This window comes from Kineococcus halophytocola, assembly GCF_041276425.1.
GTDB lineage: Bacteria > Actinomycetota > Actinomycetes > Actinomycetales > Kineococcaceae > Kineococcus > Kineococcus halophytocola.
In genome coordinates this window covers 141,721-158,282 of the sequence record NZ_JBGFTU010000006.1, presented here as the reverse complement: position 1 = coordinate 158,282, position 16,562 = coordinate 141,721, and the positions used below count along the sequence as shown (strand labels likewise).

The following is a 16,562-nucleotide window of genomic DNA, read 5'->3' as shown; positions in this document are numbered from 1 at the left end:
CTCGGGCGCAGCGGCGGCCACGGTTCAGGACGACGACGTCGGGCCGGGATCGCCGGGAGGATCGCGGTCCGAACTGGTGGGAACTGTCGGGGCCGTCCGGCCGCCTCACGCCGGGAGCTCGCGCACGATCGCCCGCTGGACCTCCAGGCCGGCCCACTCGTCGTCGGTCGCGTCGCAGACGAGGCAGAACGGCCCGGTGTGCCCGTGCTCCAGGACGGTGGACACGTTGCGGCGGTAGCCCTGCGCGTCGACGTCGGGCCCGTTCCGGTGGACCTTGGCGTGGCAGGTCTCGGCGAACCGCGTCACGGCGGCGAGGTCGGCGTACTTGCCCGGGCCGGTCCAGTTCCCCAGGGCCACGAGCAGGCCGACGGCCCCGTCGAGGGGGTCGAGGATCGCGGTGACGTCGGCCGCGTCGGCGACCCGGTTGGAGATCGACGCCTCGTGGCGGGGGCCTTCGTCCGGGTGGGTCAGGTCACCGTCGTCGACGAGGAGCGCGTCCAGCTCGACACCGGCCTCGGCGAGGGCGGCGCCCAGTCCGCCGAGGTAGCCGGCGTCGCGGTGGGGCAGGTGGAAGTGGCACAGCTGCACCGTGCGGTGACCGGGGATCCGCAGCTGCTGCGGGAGGTCGAGCAGGGGCAGGTGCTTCAGGGTGCGGTCCAGGGACCAGGAGTGGACCGCGTCGGACCTCCCGGTGCCGGGGAGCGTCGGGCGTCGTCGACCGTCGTGCGAACAGCTTCTCGCGCCTCCCCGCCCCCAGCATCCCCGCTCCTCTCAAACGCCCGCCGTTCGCGCGGCCTCGAGCAGGACGGCGGCCGCCACCTCGAGGCCCTCGACGCGGCCGAGCGAGACGTCCTCGTGCTCGATGTTGCAGACCATGTCGGGGTCGACCTCGTGCAGGGCGCGGAGGAACTCGGCCCAGAACGCGGTGTCGTGGCCCTTGCCGAGAGCGACGAAGTCCCACGCGGACTCCTTCGGCCACTCGTTGACCCACTCGTCGCCACCGAGGTTCGTGCGGTCCTCCGACGGGTCGAGCCGGCGGAACCGGTTGTCCAGCACGCCGTAGATCGCAGCCGCGGGGTTGATGCGGACGTCCTTGGCGGCGGCGTGGAAGACCAACGGCCCCAGGTCGCGCACGACGGCCACCGGGTCCATCTGCTGCCAGAACAGGTGCGAGGCGTCGAGCTCGACGCCGACGTTGGTCGCACCGGTGCGCTCGACGAGCTCGCGCGTGTTCGCCGGGTTGAAGACGACGTTCTGCGGGTGCAGCTCCAGGGCCACCTTGACGTCGTGATCGCGGGCCAGCGCGTCGATCTCCTTCCAGAAGGGGACCGCCACCGACCACTGGTGCTCGATGATGTCGAGGTCGCGCGAGTTCCACGCGTTGACCACCCAGGTCGGGTGGCTGGCGCCGGGTTCGGCGCCGGGCAGTCCGGACATCGTGACGACGCGGTGCTCTCCGAGGCGGTGGGCCAGCCGGATGGAGCGGCGGACGTCCTCGGCGTGCCTGCCGCCGATGATCTCGTTCGGGTGCAGCGGGTTGCCGTTGCAGTTCAGCCCCGCGATCGAGACGCCGGTGCCCTCGAAGACCCCGAGGAAGTCGTCGCGCGCGGTGTCGCTGACGAGGATGTCGTCGAAGGTGGGGATGTGCACGGGCGGGAGGAACCCGCCGGTGTTCAGCTCGATGCCGGTCAGGCCCAGGTCGGCGATGACCTTCAGTGCCTCGGGCAGCGGGCGGTCGTGCAGGATCGCGTTGTAGACGCCCAGTTTCACCGGTGGTTCCTCTCAGTCGACGGAGACGGTCTCGCCCGTGCCGTCGGCGGCCCTGGTGACCGCCTCGAGCACGCGCAGGTTGTGCAGGCCGTGGGTCATCGGCGGCACCACGGGCAGGTCGCCGATCGGGGTGCCGACCCCGCCGGCGATCTCGTTGAGGAACGCCCGGCACTGGAACGTGAAGAAGTCGCTCTGGCCGTGCCCGACGCTGGGGAAGTCCATCGGCAGGCCGCCGGCGACGTAGGGGTGCTCGGGGCCGACGAGGACCTGACGGTACCCGTTGACGGCGTTCGGCGCGGTCGCGTCGGCGATGGTGAACTCGCCCGTGCGGTTGAGGTCGAAGGCCCCGGCGCCGTTCTCGGTGAAGATCTCGAAGCCGAGGCCGTTGGGCAGCCCGTGCGCGATGCGCGACACCGAGAAGGTGCCTGTGGCGCCGCCGGCGAAGGAGGCGGTGAAGGTAACCAGGTCCTCGTTCTCGACGTCCTCGAACTCGGTGCCGACCTCGGCCATGGCATGCCCGACGACCGCACCCACGGGCTTGGGTCGGCGCGTGGTGACCTGGGAGAAGACGGTGCCTCGCACCGACTCCAGCGGCCCGCAGAAGAACTCACCGAGGTCGACCAGGTGGCTGCCGATGTCGGCCAGCGCCCCCGAGCCCGGGCCGCCCTTGTACCGCCAGCTGATGGGCGCGTTCGGGTTGGCGGCGTAGTCGCACCAGTAGTGCCCGTTGAAGTGGCGGACCGCACCGAGGTGGTCGTTCAGGACCTGTTCGCGCAGGGCGTTGATCGCCGGGGAACGGCGGAACGTGAACCCGACGGCGGCGACGAGGTCGGGGTGCTCGGCCGCGGCGGCGACCATGGCCTCGGCGTTGGTGACCGACGGCGCCAACGGCTTCTCGCACAGGACGTGCTTGCCGGCGGCCAGCAGGCCCTCGACGATCTCGCGGTGCAGGTGGTTGGCGACCACGACGCTGACGGCGTCGACGTCGTCCGCCTCGGCGATCGTCTGCCAGCTGGTCTCGGCGCGCTCGTAGCCGTACCGTGCGGCGGCCGCCTGCGCGAAGGGGGCGTGGGCGTCGGCGACGGCCACGAGGCGGACCGGTGGCAGGCCCTCCCCGTAGGCGCCGCCGGCCAGCGTGGTGGCGGCGCGGTAGCCGGCGATGTGGGCGCGGCCGGCCATGCCGGCGCCGATGACGGCGACACCCAGCGGTCGCGTGCGGGGAGAGGACACGGGGAGCCTTCCGGTAGCGGTGACGCGCACCGTCCTCGGTGCGTGAGCAGCTTTCAAACCGGTTTGAAAGACATCGACTAGAATCGGTTCGACCCGCTCCCGTGTCAAGCCGCCCAGGAGGTTCCGTGCCGCAGGGCTCCACCGGCCGCCCGACCATCACCGACGTGGCCGCCCGCGCCGGCATCTCGAAGGGGATGGTGTCGCTGGCGCTGCGCGGTGCGCCCGGCCCGAGCGCGGAGACGGCCGCGCGCGTCCTGCGGGCCGCCGAGGAGCTCGGCTACCGGCCGAACCGGGCGGCGAGCTCCCTGGCCCTGCGCCGGACGCGGCTGCTGGGTGTGGCGATGACCGTTCGCAACGCCTTCCACGCCGAGCTCGTCGAGGAGTTGCAGGCGGCGGCCGAGGACGCCGGGTACGAGCTCGTGCTGGCCCCCGTGACGCGCACCCGGGGTGAGCGGGCCGCGGTCGAGACGCTCCTGGACTCCCGGTGCGAGGCCCTGCTGCTGCTCGGGCCGGAAGCCGACTCCGCCGAGCTGCAGCGGTGGGACGCCCGTGCCCCCGCGGTGGTCCTGGGGCGCCGGCCGCGGACGGTGACCGGCGCGGGTCCGGACGTCGTCCGTGCGTCCGACGAGGTCGGTCTCCGGCTGGTCGTCGAGCACCTCGTCTCCCTCGGGCACCGCGACCTCGTCCACGTCTCGGGTGGTCGCGGGGACATCGCCGCCGACCGCCGCGCCGGGTTCGAGGCCGCGGCTGCGGAGTTCGAGATCCTGGGTCGCACCCTCGAGGCGGGGTTCGACGAGGAGGCCGGGGTACGCGCCGCGCAGCGGTTGCTCGCCGCGCGCACTCCGGCGACGGCGGTGGTGGCCGCCAACGACCGCGTCGCCCTCGGGGTGCTCGACGCCCTCCTGAGGGCGGGGAGGGACGTGCCGCGGCACGTCTCGGTGGCCGGGTACGACGACAGCCCGCTCGCCCGGCTCGGGCACGTGCAGCTGACCTCGGTGGGTCAGGACCCGGCCGGGCAGGCCCGGGCGGCGGTCCGCCTCGCGGTCGAACGGGTCGAGGGGATCGAGCGCGAGAGCGTGGACGTGGTCGTCGAGCCGCACCTCGTGATCCGCGGGACCACGGCGCCCCCGCCGATTCATATGTCACAATGACAGGACAAACTATGAGGAGGTTGTCGTGCCCCTGCTCCGCTTCGACGTCGTCGCCGGCCGAACCCCGGCGCAACTGGGTGCCCTGCTCGACGCTGCCCACGCGGCCGTCGTGGAGGCGTTCGACGTCCCGGAGGGGGACCGGTACCAGGTCGTCCACCAGCACCCCGCCGGTGAGCTCGTCGTCCACGACACCGGACTCGGCATCGAGCGCACCGACCGTGTCGTGCTGCTGCAGGTGACGAGCCGCGCCCGCCCCCAGGAGCAGAAGGTCGCCTTCCACCACCTGCTCGTCCGCAACCTGGAAGCGGCCGGAACGGCCGGCAGCGACGTCGTCGTCTCGATCGTCGAGAACGGGGACGCCGACTGGTCCTTCGGGTACGGCCGCGCCCAGTTCCTCACGGGGGAGCTCTGACGTCAGGACGAGCAGGCCGTCCACGGGAACCGTGCGCACCGTCCCGCGGTGCTGAGCGCTCCGACCACGGAGCGGAGAGGAACGACTGATGACCGTGAGGTTCGGACTGGTCGGGTACGGCAAGGGCGGGCGCTTCTTCCACGCCCCCCTCGTCGCCCGTGCGGAAGGGTGCGCGCTGACCGCCGCGGTGACCCGTTCGCCGCGACGTCGGGCGGAGCTCGCCGCGGACCACACCGGTGCGGTCGCGTTCGACGACCTGGCCTCGATGGCCGCCTCCGGCCTCGTCGACGCGGTCACCGTCACGACGACGGCGGACACGCACGCCGACCTGGTCCTCGAGGCGGTGGACCTCGGGCTGCCCGTCGTGTGCGACAAGCCGTTCGCCCTCGACGCGAGCGCGGCGCAGAGGTGCGTCGACGCGGCCCGGGCGGCCGGGGTCCTGCTCAGCACCTACCAGAACCGGCGCTACGACAACGACTTCCGCACCACCCGGGCCGTGGTGGCGTCGGGGGCGCTGGGGCAGGTGCGACGCATCGAGTCGCGCCTGGAGCAGTTCGCGCCACCAGGAGGTGTGCCCGACTCCGGCGGCGGGATCCTCCTCGACCTCGGTGCCCACGTCGTCGACCAGGTGCTGCAGCTCGCCGGGCCCGTGGCGTCGGTGTACGCCGACGTCTCCCCGGAGCGCTTCGCCCTGCAGGTGAGACACGCGTCCGGGGTCGTGTCGGAGGTCGTCGGCGACCTCGCTCTCCACGGTCGCCCCGGGCCCCGCTTCCGGGTGTTCGGCACCGACGCGATCCTCGAGGTCCCGGCTGACGATCGGCAGGCCGACGTCCTGATGGCCGGAGGGACGCCGGCCGACCCCGGGTGGGGCGAGGTCCCGCAGGCGTCCTGGCCGATCCTGCACCGCGGCGCGTCGAGCACCCGCATCCCTGCGGAGCGCGCCGACTGGCGCGACTTCTACACGGCGTTCGCGGCGGCGGTCACCGACGGCCTCCCCGTGCCCGTCGACCCGGCCGACTCCGTCGCGGGTCTCGTGGTGCTGGAGGCCGCGGCCCGCAGCGCCACGACCGGGGAGGTCGTCCGACTCTGAACAGCGACCGTGCAGGGCGCGGCAGGACCGGTCGGCCCCCGTGCCCCCACGGCACCGGGAGCCGCGAGGTCCCGGTCGGGGCCGCCGGTGTGCCACGCTGTGCGGGACAACTGAACACTCGGCCGCTCCGCCCCGGCGGGAGAGCCCCGCCGTCCGCGGCGGGCACCGAAGGAGCAATCACCCCGGAACCTCTCAGGTCCACGGACCGCCACGGGCAGGCCGCTCTGGAAAGCAGGACCGCGAGGTCCTCACCCACGGGGAAAACCGTTGCTGGGCAACCGGTGACGGTGAAGCTCTCAGGTTCCGCGACAGAGGGGGTCCAGCCCGGCCGCGCCGCGCGGCCGCGACGAGAGGAGCCCCGTGAGCACGAGCACCACCCCCGAGACCGCCGCCGAGACCACGCCCGCCGCGAGCCCGCTGGCGGCCGCGCACGCCGAGCTCGGCGCGTCCTTCACCGACTTCGCCGGCTGGTCGATGCCGCTGCGCTACGCCTCCGACCTCGCCGAGCACGGGGCCGTGCGGGCCACCGCGGGGCTGTTCGACCTCTCGCACATGGGCGAGGTCCGCGTCACCGGCCCCGAGGCCGGCCGCGCCCTCGACGCCGCGCTCGTCGGGCGCCCCTCGACGATGGCCGTCGGCCGGGCCGCCTACGGGATGGTCGTCGACCACGACGGCGGGATCGTCGACGACCTCGTCACGTACCGCCTGGGCGAGGAGGAGTTCCTCGTCGTGGCCAACGCGGCCAACGTCGAGCCCGTCGTCGTGGCCCTGGCCGACCGCGCCCGCCCCTTCGACGCCCACGTCGCCGACGAGACGGCCCGCTGGGGTCTGGTCGCCGTCCAGGGGCCGGCGTCCGTCGCGATCGTCGCCCCGCTGCTGGACGGGGCGTCCGGGGTGGACCTCGCGGCGCTGCGCTACTACCGCGCGGTCACCGCCGTCCTGGCCGGTGTCGAGGTGCTCCTGGCCCGCACCGGGTACACCGGCGAGGACGGGTTCGAGGTCTTCGTCCCCGTCGAGCGCACCCGCGAGGTGTGGGACGCCCTGCTGGCCGCCACCCGCGAGCACGGCGGGGTCCCGGCGGGGCTGGCCTGCCGCGACACCCTGCGCCTGGAGGCCGGGATGCCGCTGTACGGGCACGAGCTCAGCCGGGACGTCACCCCGTTCGCGGCCGGGCTGGGGCGCGTCGTGGTCCTGGACAAGGAGGACGGGGCGGTGGGGCTGGAGGCGCTGCAGCGCCTGGCCCAGGAGCCGCCCGCGCGCGTGCTCGTGGGGTTGCGCGGCGAGGGCCGGCGGGCACCGCGCGCCGGGTACGCGGTCCTCGCCGCCGGGGAACCGGTCGGCGTCGTCACCAGCGGGGCGCTCTCGCCGACGCTCGGGTACCCCGTGGCGATGGCGTACGTCGACGCCGCGCTGGCCGAGCCCGGCACGCACCTCGGCGTCGACGTGCGGGGGACCGAGCTGCCCGCGGAGGTCGTGCCCCTGCCGTTCTACCGCCGGCCGCGCTGAGCCGCGGTCGGGCCGGTGGCAGCATGAGGGGGTGCCCCCGCGTCGCCGCACCGATCCCACTGCGGGCCTGAGCGCCGTCCGCGAGGTGACGGACGTCCTGGACGAGGGCGGGAAGCCCGCGCGGCCCGCGCTGGCCACGGCCGTCCGGTACTGCCTGGAGGAGCTCGCCGCCCGCTACCCCGGCGGCAGCGTCGAGGTGCGGGTGCCCCCGTTCGCGGCCGTCCAGGTCATCGCCGGACCCCGGCACACCCGCGGCACCCCGCCCGCCGTCGTCGAGATGGACGGGCCCACCTGGGTCGCGCTGGCCACCGGCCGGCTGACCTTCGAGGACGCCCGCGCGGGCGGCCGGGTCCAGGCCAGCGGCCAGCGGACCGACCTGGGCGAGCTGCTGCCCCTCGTGCCACCGGACCCCGGCTGAGCCCGTAGCGTTCTCCCCGTGAGCGAGCCGACGCAGGACCCGACCCCGGACGCCCCCGAGCGCGAGGCCGAGCAGGAGCGCGAGGGGACGGCGTTCGTGCAGGTCACGCGCCGTCGGGCACCGCGCTTCCGGGCCTTCGCCCTGACGGGTCTGGTCATCGCCTTCGTCGTCTCCGGTGCCGTCGCGATCACCACCCCGCCCTCGGACGGGTACTCCCAGCAGGCCCTGTTCGGGTACCTGTTCTGCTCCCTCGGGCTGGTGTTCGTCCTGCTCGGTGCCCTCATCGCGGTCCTCGCCGACCGGCGCACCGGGACCCGGGCCCAACCCCGTCGGCGGAGCCGGAAGCGTTCCGGGGTGTGACACACTCGGGGCGTGGCCCGCGGTGACGGACGTCTGAACCACGACCTGCTCCCCGGCGAGAAGGGCCCTCAGGACGCGTGTGGCGTCTTCGGGGTCTGGGCGCCGGGTGAGGAAGTCTCCAAGCTCACCTTCTACGGCCTCTACGCCCTGCAGCACCGGGGCCAGGAGGCAGCCGGCATCGCCGTGAGCAACGGCGAGCAGATCCTCGTGTTCAAGGACACCGGGCTGGTCTCGCAGGTGTTCGACGAGTCGGCGCTGGAGTCCCTGCAGGGGCACATCGCCGTCGGTCACGCCCGCTACTCCACGACCGGTGGCGGCGGCTGGCAGAACGCCCAGCCCACGCTCGGCGACACCGCCGGCGGCACCGTGGCCCTGGCCCACAACGGCAACCTCACCAACCAGTTCGCGCTGCGCGACATGCTCACCGAGCGCTACCCCAGCGCCCCGCAGCCGCCGCTGCGCGGTCGTCCCTCGCCCAGCGAGATCGCCCGCGGCAACACCACGGACACCGCGATCCTCACCGCCCTGTTCGCCGGTGACCCCGACCACACGCTGGAAGCGACGGCCGCCGAGGTCCTGCCGCACGTGCAGGGGGCGTTCTCCCTGGTCTTCATGGACGAGCACACGCTCTACGCCGCGCGCGACCCGCAGGGCATCCGCCCCCTCGTCCTGGGCCGCCTCGAGCGCGGCTGGGTGGTGGCCTCCGAGACGCCGGCCCTGGACATCGTCGGCGCCAGCTTCGTGCGCGAGGTCGAGCCCGGCGAGCTCATCGCCATCGACGCCGACGGGCTGCGCAGCACCCGGTTCGCCGAGGCGAAGCCCAAGGGCTGCGTCTTCGAGTACGTCTACCTCGCCCGCCCGGACACCTCCATCAACGGCAAGGTCGTCCAGGAGTCGCGCGTGGAGATGGGCCGGGTCCTGGCCCGCGAGCACCCCGTCGAGGCCGACCTCGTCATCCCGACCCCGGAGTCCGGGACGCCCGCGGCCATCGGCTACGCCGAGGAGTCCGGCATCCCCTACGGCCAGGGCATGGTCAAGAACTCCTACGTGGGCCGGACGTTCATCCAGCCCAGCCAGACGATCCGGCAGCTCGGCATCCGGCTCAAGCTCAACCCGCTCAAGCACGTCGTGGCGGGCAAGCGGCTCGTCGTCGTCGACGACTCCATCGTGCGCGGCAACACCCAGCGGGCCCTCATCCGGATGCTGCGCGAGGCCGGCGCCGCCGAGATCCACGTCCGGATCTCCTCCCCGCCGGTGAAGTGGCCGTGCTTCTACGGCATCGACTTCGCCACCCGCGCCGAGCTCATCGCCAACGGCCTGAGCGTGGAGGACATCGCCCAGAGCATCGGCGCCGACTCCCTGGGCTACATCTCGGCCGAGGGCATGATCGCGGCGACCGAGCAGCCCGCCGAGCGGCTGTGCTCGGCGTGCTTCACGGGGGAGTACCCCGTGCCGCTCAACGACCTCGACCGGCTCGGCGAGCGCTCGATGGACAAGCCCCGCATCCCGATCACCCCCGTCACCCGGCACCAGCACGACACCCCCGAGGGAGCCCAGCAGTGAGTGGAACGACCTACGCCTCCGCGGGCGTCGACGTCGTCGCGGGCGACCGCGCCGTCGAGCTCATGAAGGCGTCCGTCGCCCGCACGCAGGGCCCGGAGGTCGTCGGCGGGTTCGGCGGCTTCGCCGGCCTGTACGACGTGTCGGTGCTCAAGGACTACCGCCGTCCGCTGCTCGCGACGAGCACCGACGGCGTCGGGACGAAGGTCGCCGTCGCCCAGGCGCTCGACGTGCACGACACCATCGGCGCCGACCTCGTCGGGATGGTCGTCGACGACATCGTCGTCTGCGGCGCGACGCCGCTGTTCATGACGGACTACATCGCCTGCGGCCGCGTCGTGCCCGAGCGGATGGCCGCCATCGTCGCGGGCATCGCGCGCGCCTGCGAGGAGGCCGGGGTCGCCCTCGTCGGTGGCGAGACCGCCGAGCACCCGGGCCTGCTGGGTGCCGACGAGTACGACGTCGCCGGCGCCGTGACGGGGGTCGTCGAGTCCGACGAGCTGCTGGGCGCCGAGAAGGTCCGCGCCGGGGACGTGCTCGTGGCGATGGCCTCCTCCGGGCTGCACTCCAACGGCTACTCCCTCGTGCGGCGCGTCGTCGCCGACGCGGGCTGGGCCTACGACCGGCACGTGGAGGAGTTCGGCCGCACCCTGGGCGAGGAACTGCTGGTCCCGACCCGCATCTACGCCAAGCCCGCGCTCGCGACGCTGGCCACCGGCGGGGTGCACGCCATGAGCCACGTCACCGGCGGTGGTCTGGCCGCGAACCTGGCGCGCTGCCTGCCCGCCGACGTGACCGCCGAGGTCGACCGCTCGACGTGGACGCCGGGGGCGGTGTTCTCCGTCGTGCGCGACCTGGGTCAGGTGCCGACCGACGACCTCGAGCGCACCCTGAACCTGGGGGTGGGCATGGTTGCGGTCGTGGCCGCCGAGCAGGCGCAGGCCGTCGTGGAGACCGTCGAGCAGACCGGGATCCCGGCGTGGGTGTGCGGTGAGGTCCGCCGGCGCACCGAGGCCGACGGGTCGAGCAACGGCAAGGGGATCGCAGGAGGCGTGACGACCCTCCGGGGTTCCCACCAGGGCTGGTGAGGACCGGGGGAGCGCCACGCCTCGTGCGGTGCCGCGAGCTACTGCGCGAACTGGCCGTGCGGGCGCCGGGTCAAGCCCGGCGCTTGGACGTCCAGTCGTCGTAGTCGTCCGTGGCGGTGTACTTCGACCAGTTCTCGGGGTTGTCGTCCGAGTCGTCGTCTTCCACGTCAGACTCCGGCGCCTCGGGGGCGGCGTTGCGCCCCGTCTGGCGGTACGGGTCGGGCCCGTGAAGCTCACGTTGCAGAGCGTTGTAGTCGGTGTCGGGACTGAAGTACTTCAGCTCCCGAGCGACCTTCGTCTGCTTGGCCTTCTGACGGCCGCGCCCCATGGCGTCGACCCCCTCGCGCGTCGGCCGGGGCAGTCTGTGCTGACCCCGGAGCAGCTGTCATCTCTCCGTGCCCCCAACGGTACATGTTCTGCAGAGGTTCCGGCATCCCGGTCACGAGGTGGCACCCCGGACGGCTCACGGGGTGCGGCGGTGCCGGGTCGCGATGGTGTTGGGTGGGCCCATGACCAGCACAGGTGCAGGGGTGGACGCGGGTGGGGGCGCGGGCGTCGTCGCCGGGATCGACTCCTCGACCCAGTCGTGCAAGGTCGTCGTCCGCGACGCCGCCACGGGGGAGCTGCTGCGCTCCGGGCGCGCCTCCCACCCCGACGGCTCCGAGGTCGACCCCGCGCACTGGTGGCGGGCGCTGGAGCAGGCCGTCGCCGACGCCGGCGGCCTCGACGACGTCGACGCCCTGGCGGTCGGCGCCCAGCAGCACGGCGCGGTCCTGCTCGACGAGGCCGGCGAGGTCGTCCGCCCGGCTCTGCTGTGGAACGACGGCCGGTCCGCGGCCGCGGCCGAGGCGCTCACCGCCGAGCTCGGTGGGCCGGGCGCGTGGGCCGAGCAGGTCGGCAGCGTCCTCGTGGCGTCGCTGACGATCACCAAGCTGCGCTGGATCGCCGAGCACGAACCGGACGCCGTGGGCCGCACGGCCGCGGTCTGCCTGCCGCACGACTGGCTGACGCACCGCCTCGCCGGCGGGGGCACCGCACGCCTGGTGACCGACCGCGGCGACGCCAGCGGGACGGGCTACTTCGCCCCCGCCGACGGCACGTACCGGACCGACCTGCTGGAGCGCGCCTTCGGCGCGGTGCCGTCCCTGCCGGACGTCCTGGGCCCGGCGCAGGAGGCGGGGACGAGCGCCTCGGCCCTGTCCCGCGGCGCCCGGCTGGGTCCGGGCACGGGCGACAACATGGCCGCCGCCCTCGGGGTGGGTGCGCAGGTGGGCGACGTCGTCGTGTCCATCGGCACCTCCGGCGTCGTCAGCGTCGTCAGCGAGGTCCCCACGCACGACCCCAGCGGTCTCGTCGCCGGGTTCGCCGACGCGACCGGCCGCTACCTGCCGCTGGTCTGCACGCTCAACGCGGCCCGGGTCCTGGACGCCGCCGCGCGCATGCTCGGCGTCGACCACGCCGAGCTGTCCCGGCTGGCCCTGTCCGCCCCGCCCGGCAGTGGCGGGCTCGTCCTCGTGCCGTACCTGGAGGGCGAGCGCACGCCCGTCCGCCCCGACGCCACGGGGGCGCTGCACGGCCTCACGCTGGCGACGTCCACGCCCGCCCACCTCGCCCGCGCGACCGTGGAGGGGCTGCTGTGCGGGCTCGCGGACGGACTGGACGCCCTGGAGGCGCAGGGCTGCGCGATCGGCCGCGTCGTCCTCGTCGGCGGCGGGGCGCGCTCCGAAGCCGTGCGCGTCCTGGCCCCGGCCGTCCTGGGGCGTCCCGTCGTCGTGCCGGCGCCGGGGGAGTACGTCGCCGACGGCGCGGCCCGGCAGGCCGCGTGGGTGCTCGCCGGGGGCGACGCGCCGCCGGAGTGGACGCTCGGCCCGTCGGAGACCTTCGAGGCCGACCCGACGCCGGGTGTGCGGGAGCGTTACGCGCAGGTGCGGGACCTCACCGCCACGCAGCTCTGAAGGTCAGCGCGGTGCCGTGAGCCGGTCGCCGACCGCCGCGAGAGCGGCGGCGGCCGCGGTCGTGGTGAGCACGGCGGGCCAGGGGCCGGTCCGGCGGGACAACGGGTGCGAGAGCCCCACGAGCCCGACGGTGCCGGCCGCCAGCGCGGCGGCCAGGACGGGTGAGGCGGCGGCCCAGCGGGGGACCACGGCGCCGAGCCCGGCCACCAGGGCGACCCCGGCGAGCTTCCGGTTCCCGGTGGTGCGGCCGAGGGCGTAGCCGCCCAGGACGGCGGGGGCGAGGGCGACGGGGCTCGGGATGGCGGGCACGGCAGGAGGGTAACCGCCGGCCCGGGGCACGACGAAGGGCCCCGGTGCGGTGCACCGGGGCCCTTCGGAAGTTGCTTCCAGGTGGCCAGGAGCGGGGTCGAACCGCTGACCTTCCGATTTTCAGTCGGACGCTCTACCAACTGAGCTACCTGGCCGTGCCGGGCCGGACGAACCGGCACGACGAGCGACCCCGACGGGACTCGAACCCGCGACCTCCGCCGTGACAGGGCGGCGCGCTAACCAACTGCGCTACGGGGCCTCAGGGAGGCCTTGCTTGTGTTGCTGGGTGTTGCTGTCGTGCGCTTGCAGAGAAGACCTTACCCGATCCGCGCGGTGGTCGTGACCACCTCCCGGGCGGGGGACCCGCTCGTACCCCCAACGGGATTCGAACCCGTGCTACCGCCTTGAAAGGGCGGCGTCCTAGGCCACTAAACGATGGGGGCGTGGCGCTTCGGCACTGCTGCCGGAGCCCGACCAGCATAGGGGACGCGCCGGAGTGCTGCTGACCCGAGCCGCGCGCCGGGGTGTCCCCGCGCCCCCGGCAGGTCGATGACGGGCACGACGCAGCCGCGACGGCACCCGCCCGGGTGCTCCCCCACTGCGGCGACACCTCCGCCCGCGCGAGGGCCCGGGCAGGTGCACAGTGGAGCCCGACCCGCGTCCGGAGGCGGGGAGGGACCGCAGTGGACCCCGTGCAGGCGTTGCGCCGTACCGCGTTCCTGCTCGAACGGGAACGGGCCGGCAGTTTCCGCGTGGCGGCGTTCCGCCGGGCCGCCGCCGTCCTGCAGGCCTTGGACGCCGACGAGTTCGACACCCGGCTCGCGGCGGGGACGCTCACCGACCTCGGGGGGATCGGGACGTCCTCGGCCGAGATCGTCACCCAGGCCGCGCAGGGCCGGGCACCGGACCGGCTCGCCGTCCTGGAGGAGGCGGCCGGGCCGCTCGTGGAGGGCGGGGAGGAGCTGCGGGCGCGGTTGCGGGGGGACCTGCACACCCACACCGACGCCAGCGACGGTGGCAGCCCGCTCGCGGAGGGTGGCGTTCACCGCCGCCGAACTCGGCCACGAGCACATCGCGGTCACCGACCACTCCGAGGGCCTGAAGGTCGCCCACGGCCTGGACCGCGGCCGGCGCGAGGCGCAGCTGGGGCAGATCGCGGCCCTCGCCGCGATCCGCTCGGGGCGCGCGGACGTCCTCGGCCACCGCACCGGACGGATGGTCGAGGGCGGGCACGGCCGGGTGGGGCAGGGGGGCCGCCCGCCGAGCGAGTTCGACGCCGCCGCCGTGTTCGCGGCCTGCGTCGAGTTCGACGTCGCGGTCGAGATCAACGCCCGGCCCGAACGCCTCGACCCACCTCGGGCACTGCTGCGCCAGGCCGTCGAGGCGGGCTGCCTGTTCACCCTGTCGACCGACGCGCACGCGCCCGGGCAGCTCGACTGGCAGCCCTACGGCTGCGTGCGGGCGCAGGAGTGCGGGGTGCCGGCCGACCGGATCGTCACGACGTGGCCGGTGGAACGGGTGCAGGAGTGGGTCCGGACCCGGCGCGCCGCCCACGGGTGACGCGCAGGAAGTCCAGCTCCTCCGCGTCCGGTGCAGGTCGGTGACCAGGGCGGCCGGCACCCCGGTCCCGGTGAACAGAGCCCTGGCAGGGTTCCCGGGCCGGGGTGAGGGTGGACCCATGACCACCACGTTCATCACCGGGGCCAACAAGTCCCTCGGCTACGAGACCGCCCGGCGCCTCCTCGCGGCCGGCCACACCGTCCTCGTCGGCGCCCGCGACCCCGAGCGCGGCCGGGCCGCCGCGCAGGCGCTCGGTGCCCGGTTCGTCCAGATCGACGTCACCGACGACGCGTCCGTCGCCGCCGCGGTGGCCGACGTCGCCGCCCACGAGGGGACGCTCGACGTCCTCGTCAACAACGCCGGGATCTCCGGCCCGCAGGCGCCCGCTGAGGAACTCACCGCCGACGACGCGCGCGCCGTCTACGAGACGAACGTGTTCGGCCCGCTTCGGGTGACGAACGCGTTCCTGCCGCTGCTGCGGACCTCGCCCAACCCCGTCGTCGTCAACGTCTCCAGCGGTCTCGGCTCCTTCGCCGCCACCCACGACCCCGAGCGGGTCGAGTCGCAGGTGACGGCGCCGCTGTACACGTCGTCGAAGTCGGCCCTGACGATGCTCACGACGCAGTTCGCCAAGGCGCTGCCGGACGTGAAGTTCAACGCCGTCGACCCCGGGTACACCGCGACCGACCTCAACGGGCACAGCGGTCCGCAGACCGTGACGGAGGGCACGGACGCCATCGTGGAACTGGCGACGATCGGCGTGGACGGGCCGACGGGTCAGTTCCGCGACCGGGCGGGCGTCGTGCCCTGGTGAACCTCGCGGTGCCGCACCACCGTGCTCGGTCGTCGTTCCGGACCCCGGCGGCGGGGAGGGGCGCTCAGTGCGTGCGGCGACGCGCGGCGTAGGCGTCGAGGTCGCGTGAGACCTCCTCGGCGCTGCGGTCCCCGGCGAGGGCCTCGTCGAGGAGTTCCGTCTGCGACAGCGGGGTGAGGCCGCCGACGTTCGGGTCCAGGTCGAGGTTCGTCGGGAACGGGTAGCCCTCGGAGGCGACGGCGACCGCGTTGGCCAGGAACTCCGCCGCCGCCCCGGACGCCTTGCGGGCCAGCAGGGCCGGGTACACGGCGCGGGCGATCCGCACGCGGTCGACCGACTCCATCGCGCGGCCGAACGCCGAGGACACCTGCAGCAGGTTCGCGCTGCGCTGCACGTCGGCGGACACGTTCGTCCCCGCACCGTGGAACAGGGCGGGGTTGAAGAACACGGCGTCGCCCGCGCGCAGCGGGAGCTGCACGTGGTGCGCGGCGAAGTGCTCGCGGAACTCCGGCCGCCGCCAGGCGAGGTAGCCCTGCGGGTACCGGTGGGAGTACGGGAGGTACATCGTGGGGCCGCTCTCGACGGGCATGTCGCTGTGCGCCACGGCACCCTGCAACGTCAGCACGGGGGAGAGCAGGTGCACGTGCGCGGGGTAGCGCGCCGCGACCGGGTTCGAGAGGAACCCGAGGTGGTAGTCGCGGTGCGGGTCCTGCGCCTTCCCCCCGGGACGCACGAGGTTCACCTGGGACGTCACCTGGTACCCCGGGCCCAGCCACGCCGTCGAGACGAGGGCGAGCACGTCGTTGGCGTAGTAGTCGACGAACGCCTCGGGGTCGCGGACGGCGAGCTTCTCCAGCGCGTTCCAGACGCGGTCGTTGGCGCCGGCGGTGGCGAAGTGGTCGCCCCGGGCCGTCCCGGCGGCCTTCTCCTCGGCGATGACGGCGTCGAACACGGCGCTGACCCGGTCGACGACGGCGACGGGGAAGGCACCCTCGACGACCACGACGCCGGGCCCGTCGGTCAGAGCGCGCACGAGCTCGGCCTCGACCGCCTCACGGCCGGTGTCGTCCCCGACGGTCCGGCGCAGCGCGGCAGCGTCGTAGACGAGCACCTCTCGGCGCACGTCGGCGGCGTGCGGGTAGTCGGCGAGGTCCGTGGTGCGGTCGATGAGGCGGGCGAACTCGGTCACGTCGCAGTCGCTCTCGCGGAAGCGCAGCGGGGTGGTGCGGGCGGTGGGGGTGCTCACGGTGGTCTCCTCGACGAGGTCCTGGGTTTCCCGGTCCGGCCAACGTAGTCCGCGCCCCGCCGACCGACCGCGCCCGCCCCTCGCCGTGCGCGC

The 16,562-nt window shown here is 74.2% G+C and carries 16 protein-coding genes, 3 tRNA genes, 1 pseudogene and 2 riboswitches; of the genes and pseudogenes, 11 read left to right on the top strand and 9 right to left on the bottom strand.

From position 1 onward, the window contains the following. Nucleotides 1-105: 105 nt before the first annotated feature. The 3 genes from AB2L27_RS06935 to AB2L27_RS06925 all read right to left on the bottom strand — a co-directional run bounded on the left by AB2L27_RS06935 (nt 106) and on the right by AB2L27_RS06925 (nt 3,000). Entirely contained in the window at nt 106-588 is a 483-nt protein-coding gene (locus AB2L27_RS06935) for a hypothetical protein (protein WP_370440736.1), read from the bottom strand. A gap of 183 nt (nt 589-771) precedes the next feature. After that, nucleotides 772-1,770, bottom strand: a complete 999-nt coding sequence (locus AB2L27_RS06930) for a sugar phosphate isomerase/epimerase family protein (RefSeq protein WP_370440735.1) — start codon at nt 1,768-1,770, stop codon at nt 772-774. A gap of 12 nt (nt 1,771-1,782) precedes the next feature. Beyond that, nucleotides 1,783-3,000: a Gfo/Idh/MocA family protein gene (locus AB2L27_RS06925; protein WP_370440734.1), complete on the bottom strand. Its 1,218-nt coding sequence runs from the start codon at nt 2,998-3,000 to the stop codon at nt 1,783-1,785. A gap of 125 nt (nt 3,001-3,125) precedes the next feature. Here AB2L27_RS06925 and AB2L27_RS06920 point away from each other — a divergent pair, with 125 nt between their 5' ends. From AB2L27_RS06920 to purM, 8 genes are all read left to right on the top strand, one after another. Next, nucleotides 3,126-4,151, top strand: coding sequence for a LacI family DNA-binding transcriptional regulator (locus tag AB2L27_RS06920; RefSeq protein WP_370440733.1), 1,026 nt, complete (start codon nt 3,126-3,128; stop codon nt 4,149-4,151). 25 nt (nt 4,152-4,176) lie between these two features. Further along, complete coding sequence (locus AB2L27_RS06915) at nt 4,177-4,563, top strand: tautomerase family protein (protein WP_370440732.1); 387 nt, start codon at nt 4,177-4,179, stop codon at nt 4,561-4,563. An 88-nt stretch (nt 4,564-4,651) separates the two neighbouring features. Next, entirely contained in the window at nt 4,652-5,653 is a 1,002-nt protein-coding gene (locus tag AB2L27_RS06910; RefSeq protein WP_370440731.1) for a Gfo/Idh/MocA family protein, read from the top strand. 126 nt (nt 5,654-5,779) lie between these two features. After that, a riboswitch (glycine riboswitch) is annotated at nt 5,780-5,871 on the top strand. A 1-nt stretch (nt 5,872) separates the two neighbouring features. Then, a riboswitch (glycine riboswitch) is annotated at nt 5,873-5,971 on the top strand. A gap of 42 nt (nt 5,972-6,013) precedes the next feature. Then, a complete protein-coding gene (gene gcvT, locus AB2L27_RS06905; protein WP_370440730.1) occupies nt 6,014-7,159 on the top strand; it encodes a glycine cleavage system aminomethyltransferase GcvT in 1,146 nt (381 codons plus the stop codon). Between the two features lie 31 nt (nt 7,160-7,190). Then, a complete protein-coding gene (locus AB2L27_RS06900) occupies nt 7,191-7,577 on the top strand; it encodes a sterol carrier family protein (protein WP_370440729.1) in 387 nt (128 codons plus the stop codon). An 18-nt stretch (nt 7,578-7,595) separates the two neighbouring features. Continuing rightward, nucleotides 7,596-7,937 (top strand): hypothetical protein, encoded by a 342-nt coding sequence (locus tag AB2L27_RS06895; protein ID WP_370440728.1) that lies wholly within the window; start codon nt 7,596-7,598, stop codon nt 7,935-7,937. Between the two features lie 12 nt (nt 7,938-7,949). Continuing rightward, nucleotides 7,950-9,500 (top strand): amidophosphoribosyltransferase, encoded by a 1,551-nt coding sequence (purF, locus tag AB2L27_RS06890; protein WP_370440727.1) that lies wholly within the window; start codon nt 7,950-7,952, stop codon nt 9,498-9,500. Beyond that, nucleotides 9,497-10,585, top strand: a complete 1,089-nt coding sequence (gene purM, locus AB2L27_RS06885; RefSeq protein ID WP_370440726.1) for a phosphoribosylformylglycinamidine cyclo-ligase — start codon at nt 9,497-9,499, stop codon at nt 10,583-10,585. The genes purF and purM overlap by 4 nt, the downstream gene beginning before the upstream one ends. A gap of 70 nt (nt 10,586-10,655) precedes the next feature. Here purM and AB2L27_RS06880 read toward each other — a convergent pair whose 3' ends face one another. Continuing rightward, nucleotides 10,656-10,913 (bottom strand): DUF3073 domain-containing protein, encoded by a 258-nt coding sequence (locus AB2L27_RS06880; RefSeq protein ID WP_370440725.1) that lies wholly within the window; start codon nt 10,911-10,913, stop codon nt 10,656-10,658. A 181-nt stretch (nt 10,914-11,094) separates the two neighbouring features. Here AB2L27_RS06880 and xylB point away from each other — a divergent pair, with 181 nt between their 5' ends. Continuing rightward, entirely contained in the window at nt 11,095-12,540 is a 1,446-nt protein-coding gene (xylB, locus tag AB2L27_RS06875) for a xylulokinase (RefSeq protein ID WP_370440724.1), read from the top strand. 3 nt (nt 12,541-12,543) lie between these two features. On the opposite strand, the gene AB2L27_RS06870 is transcribed toward xylB, so the two are convergent. The 4 genes from AB2L27_RS06870 to AB2L27_RS06855 form a co-directional block, all read right to left on the bottom strand. Then, entirely contained in the window at nt 12,544-12,849 is a 306-nt protein-coding gene (locus AB2L27_RS06870; protein WP_370440723.1) for a hypothetical protein, read from the bottom strand. Nucleotides 12,850-12,931: 82 nt separating this feature from the next. Then, a tRNA-Phe gene (locus AB2L27_RS06865) sits at nt 12,932-13,004 on the bottom strand. Between the two features lie 30 nt (nt 13,005-13,034). After that, a tRNA-Asp gene (locus tag AB2L27_RS06860) sits at nt 13,035-13,108 on the bottom strand. A 111-nt stretch (nt 13,109-13,219) separates the two neighbouring features. Further along, nucleotides 13,220-13,292 (bottom strand) — tRNA-Glu (locus tag AB2L27_RS06855). Nucleotides 13,293-13,568: 276 nt separating this feature from the next. Here AB2L27_RS06855 and AB2L27_RS06850 point away from each other — a divergent pair. Both AB2L27_RS06850 and AB2L27_RS06845 read left to right on the top strand, forming a co-directional pair. Then, nucleotides 13,569-14,409: pseudogene (locus AB2L27_RS06850) on the top strand (PHP domain-containing protein). A 118-nt stretch (nt 14,410-14,527) separates the two neighbouring features. Next, nucleotides 14,528-15,223 (top strand): SDR family NAD(P)-dependent oxidoreductase, encoded by a 696-nt coding sequence (locus tag AB2L27_RS06845; protein ID WP_370440722.1) that lies wholly within the window; start codon nt 14,528-14,530, stop codon nt 15,221-15,223. 64 nt (nt 15,224-15,287) lie between these two features. Here AB2L27_RS06845 and AB2L27_RS06840 read toward each other — a convergent pair whose 3' ends face one another. Then, entirely contained in the window at nt 15,288-16,469 is a 1,182-nt protein-coding gene (locus AB2L27_RS06840; RefSeq protein WP_370440721.1) for a phytanoyl-CoA dioxygenase family protein, read from the bottom strand. Nucleotides 16,470-16,562: the final 93 nt, after the last annotated feature.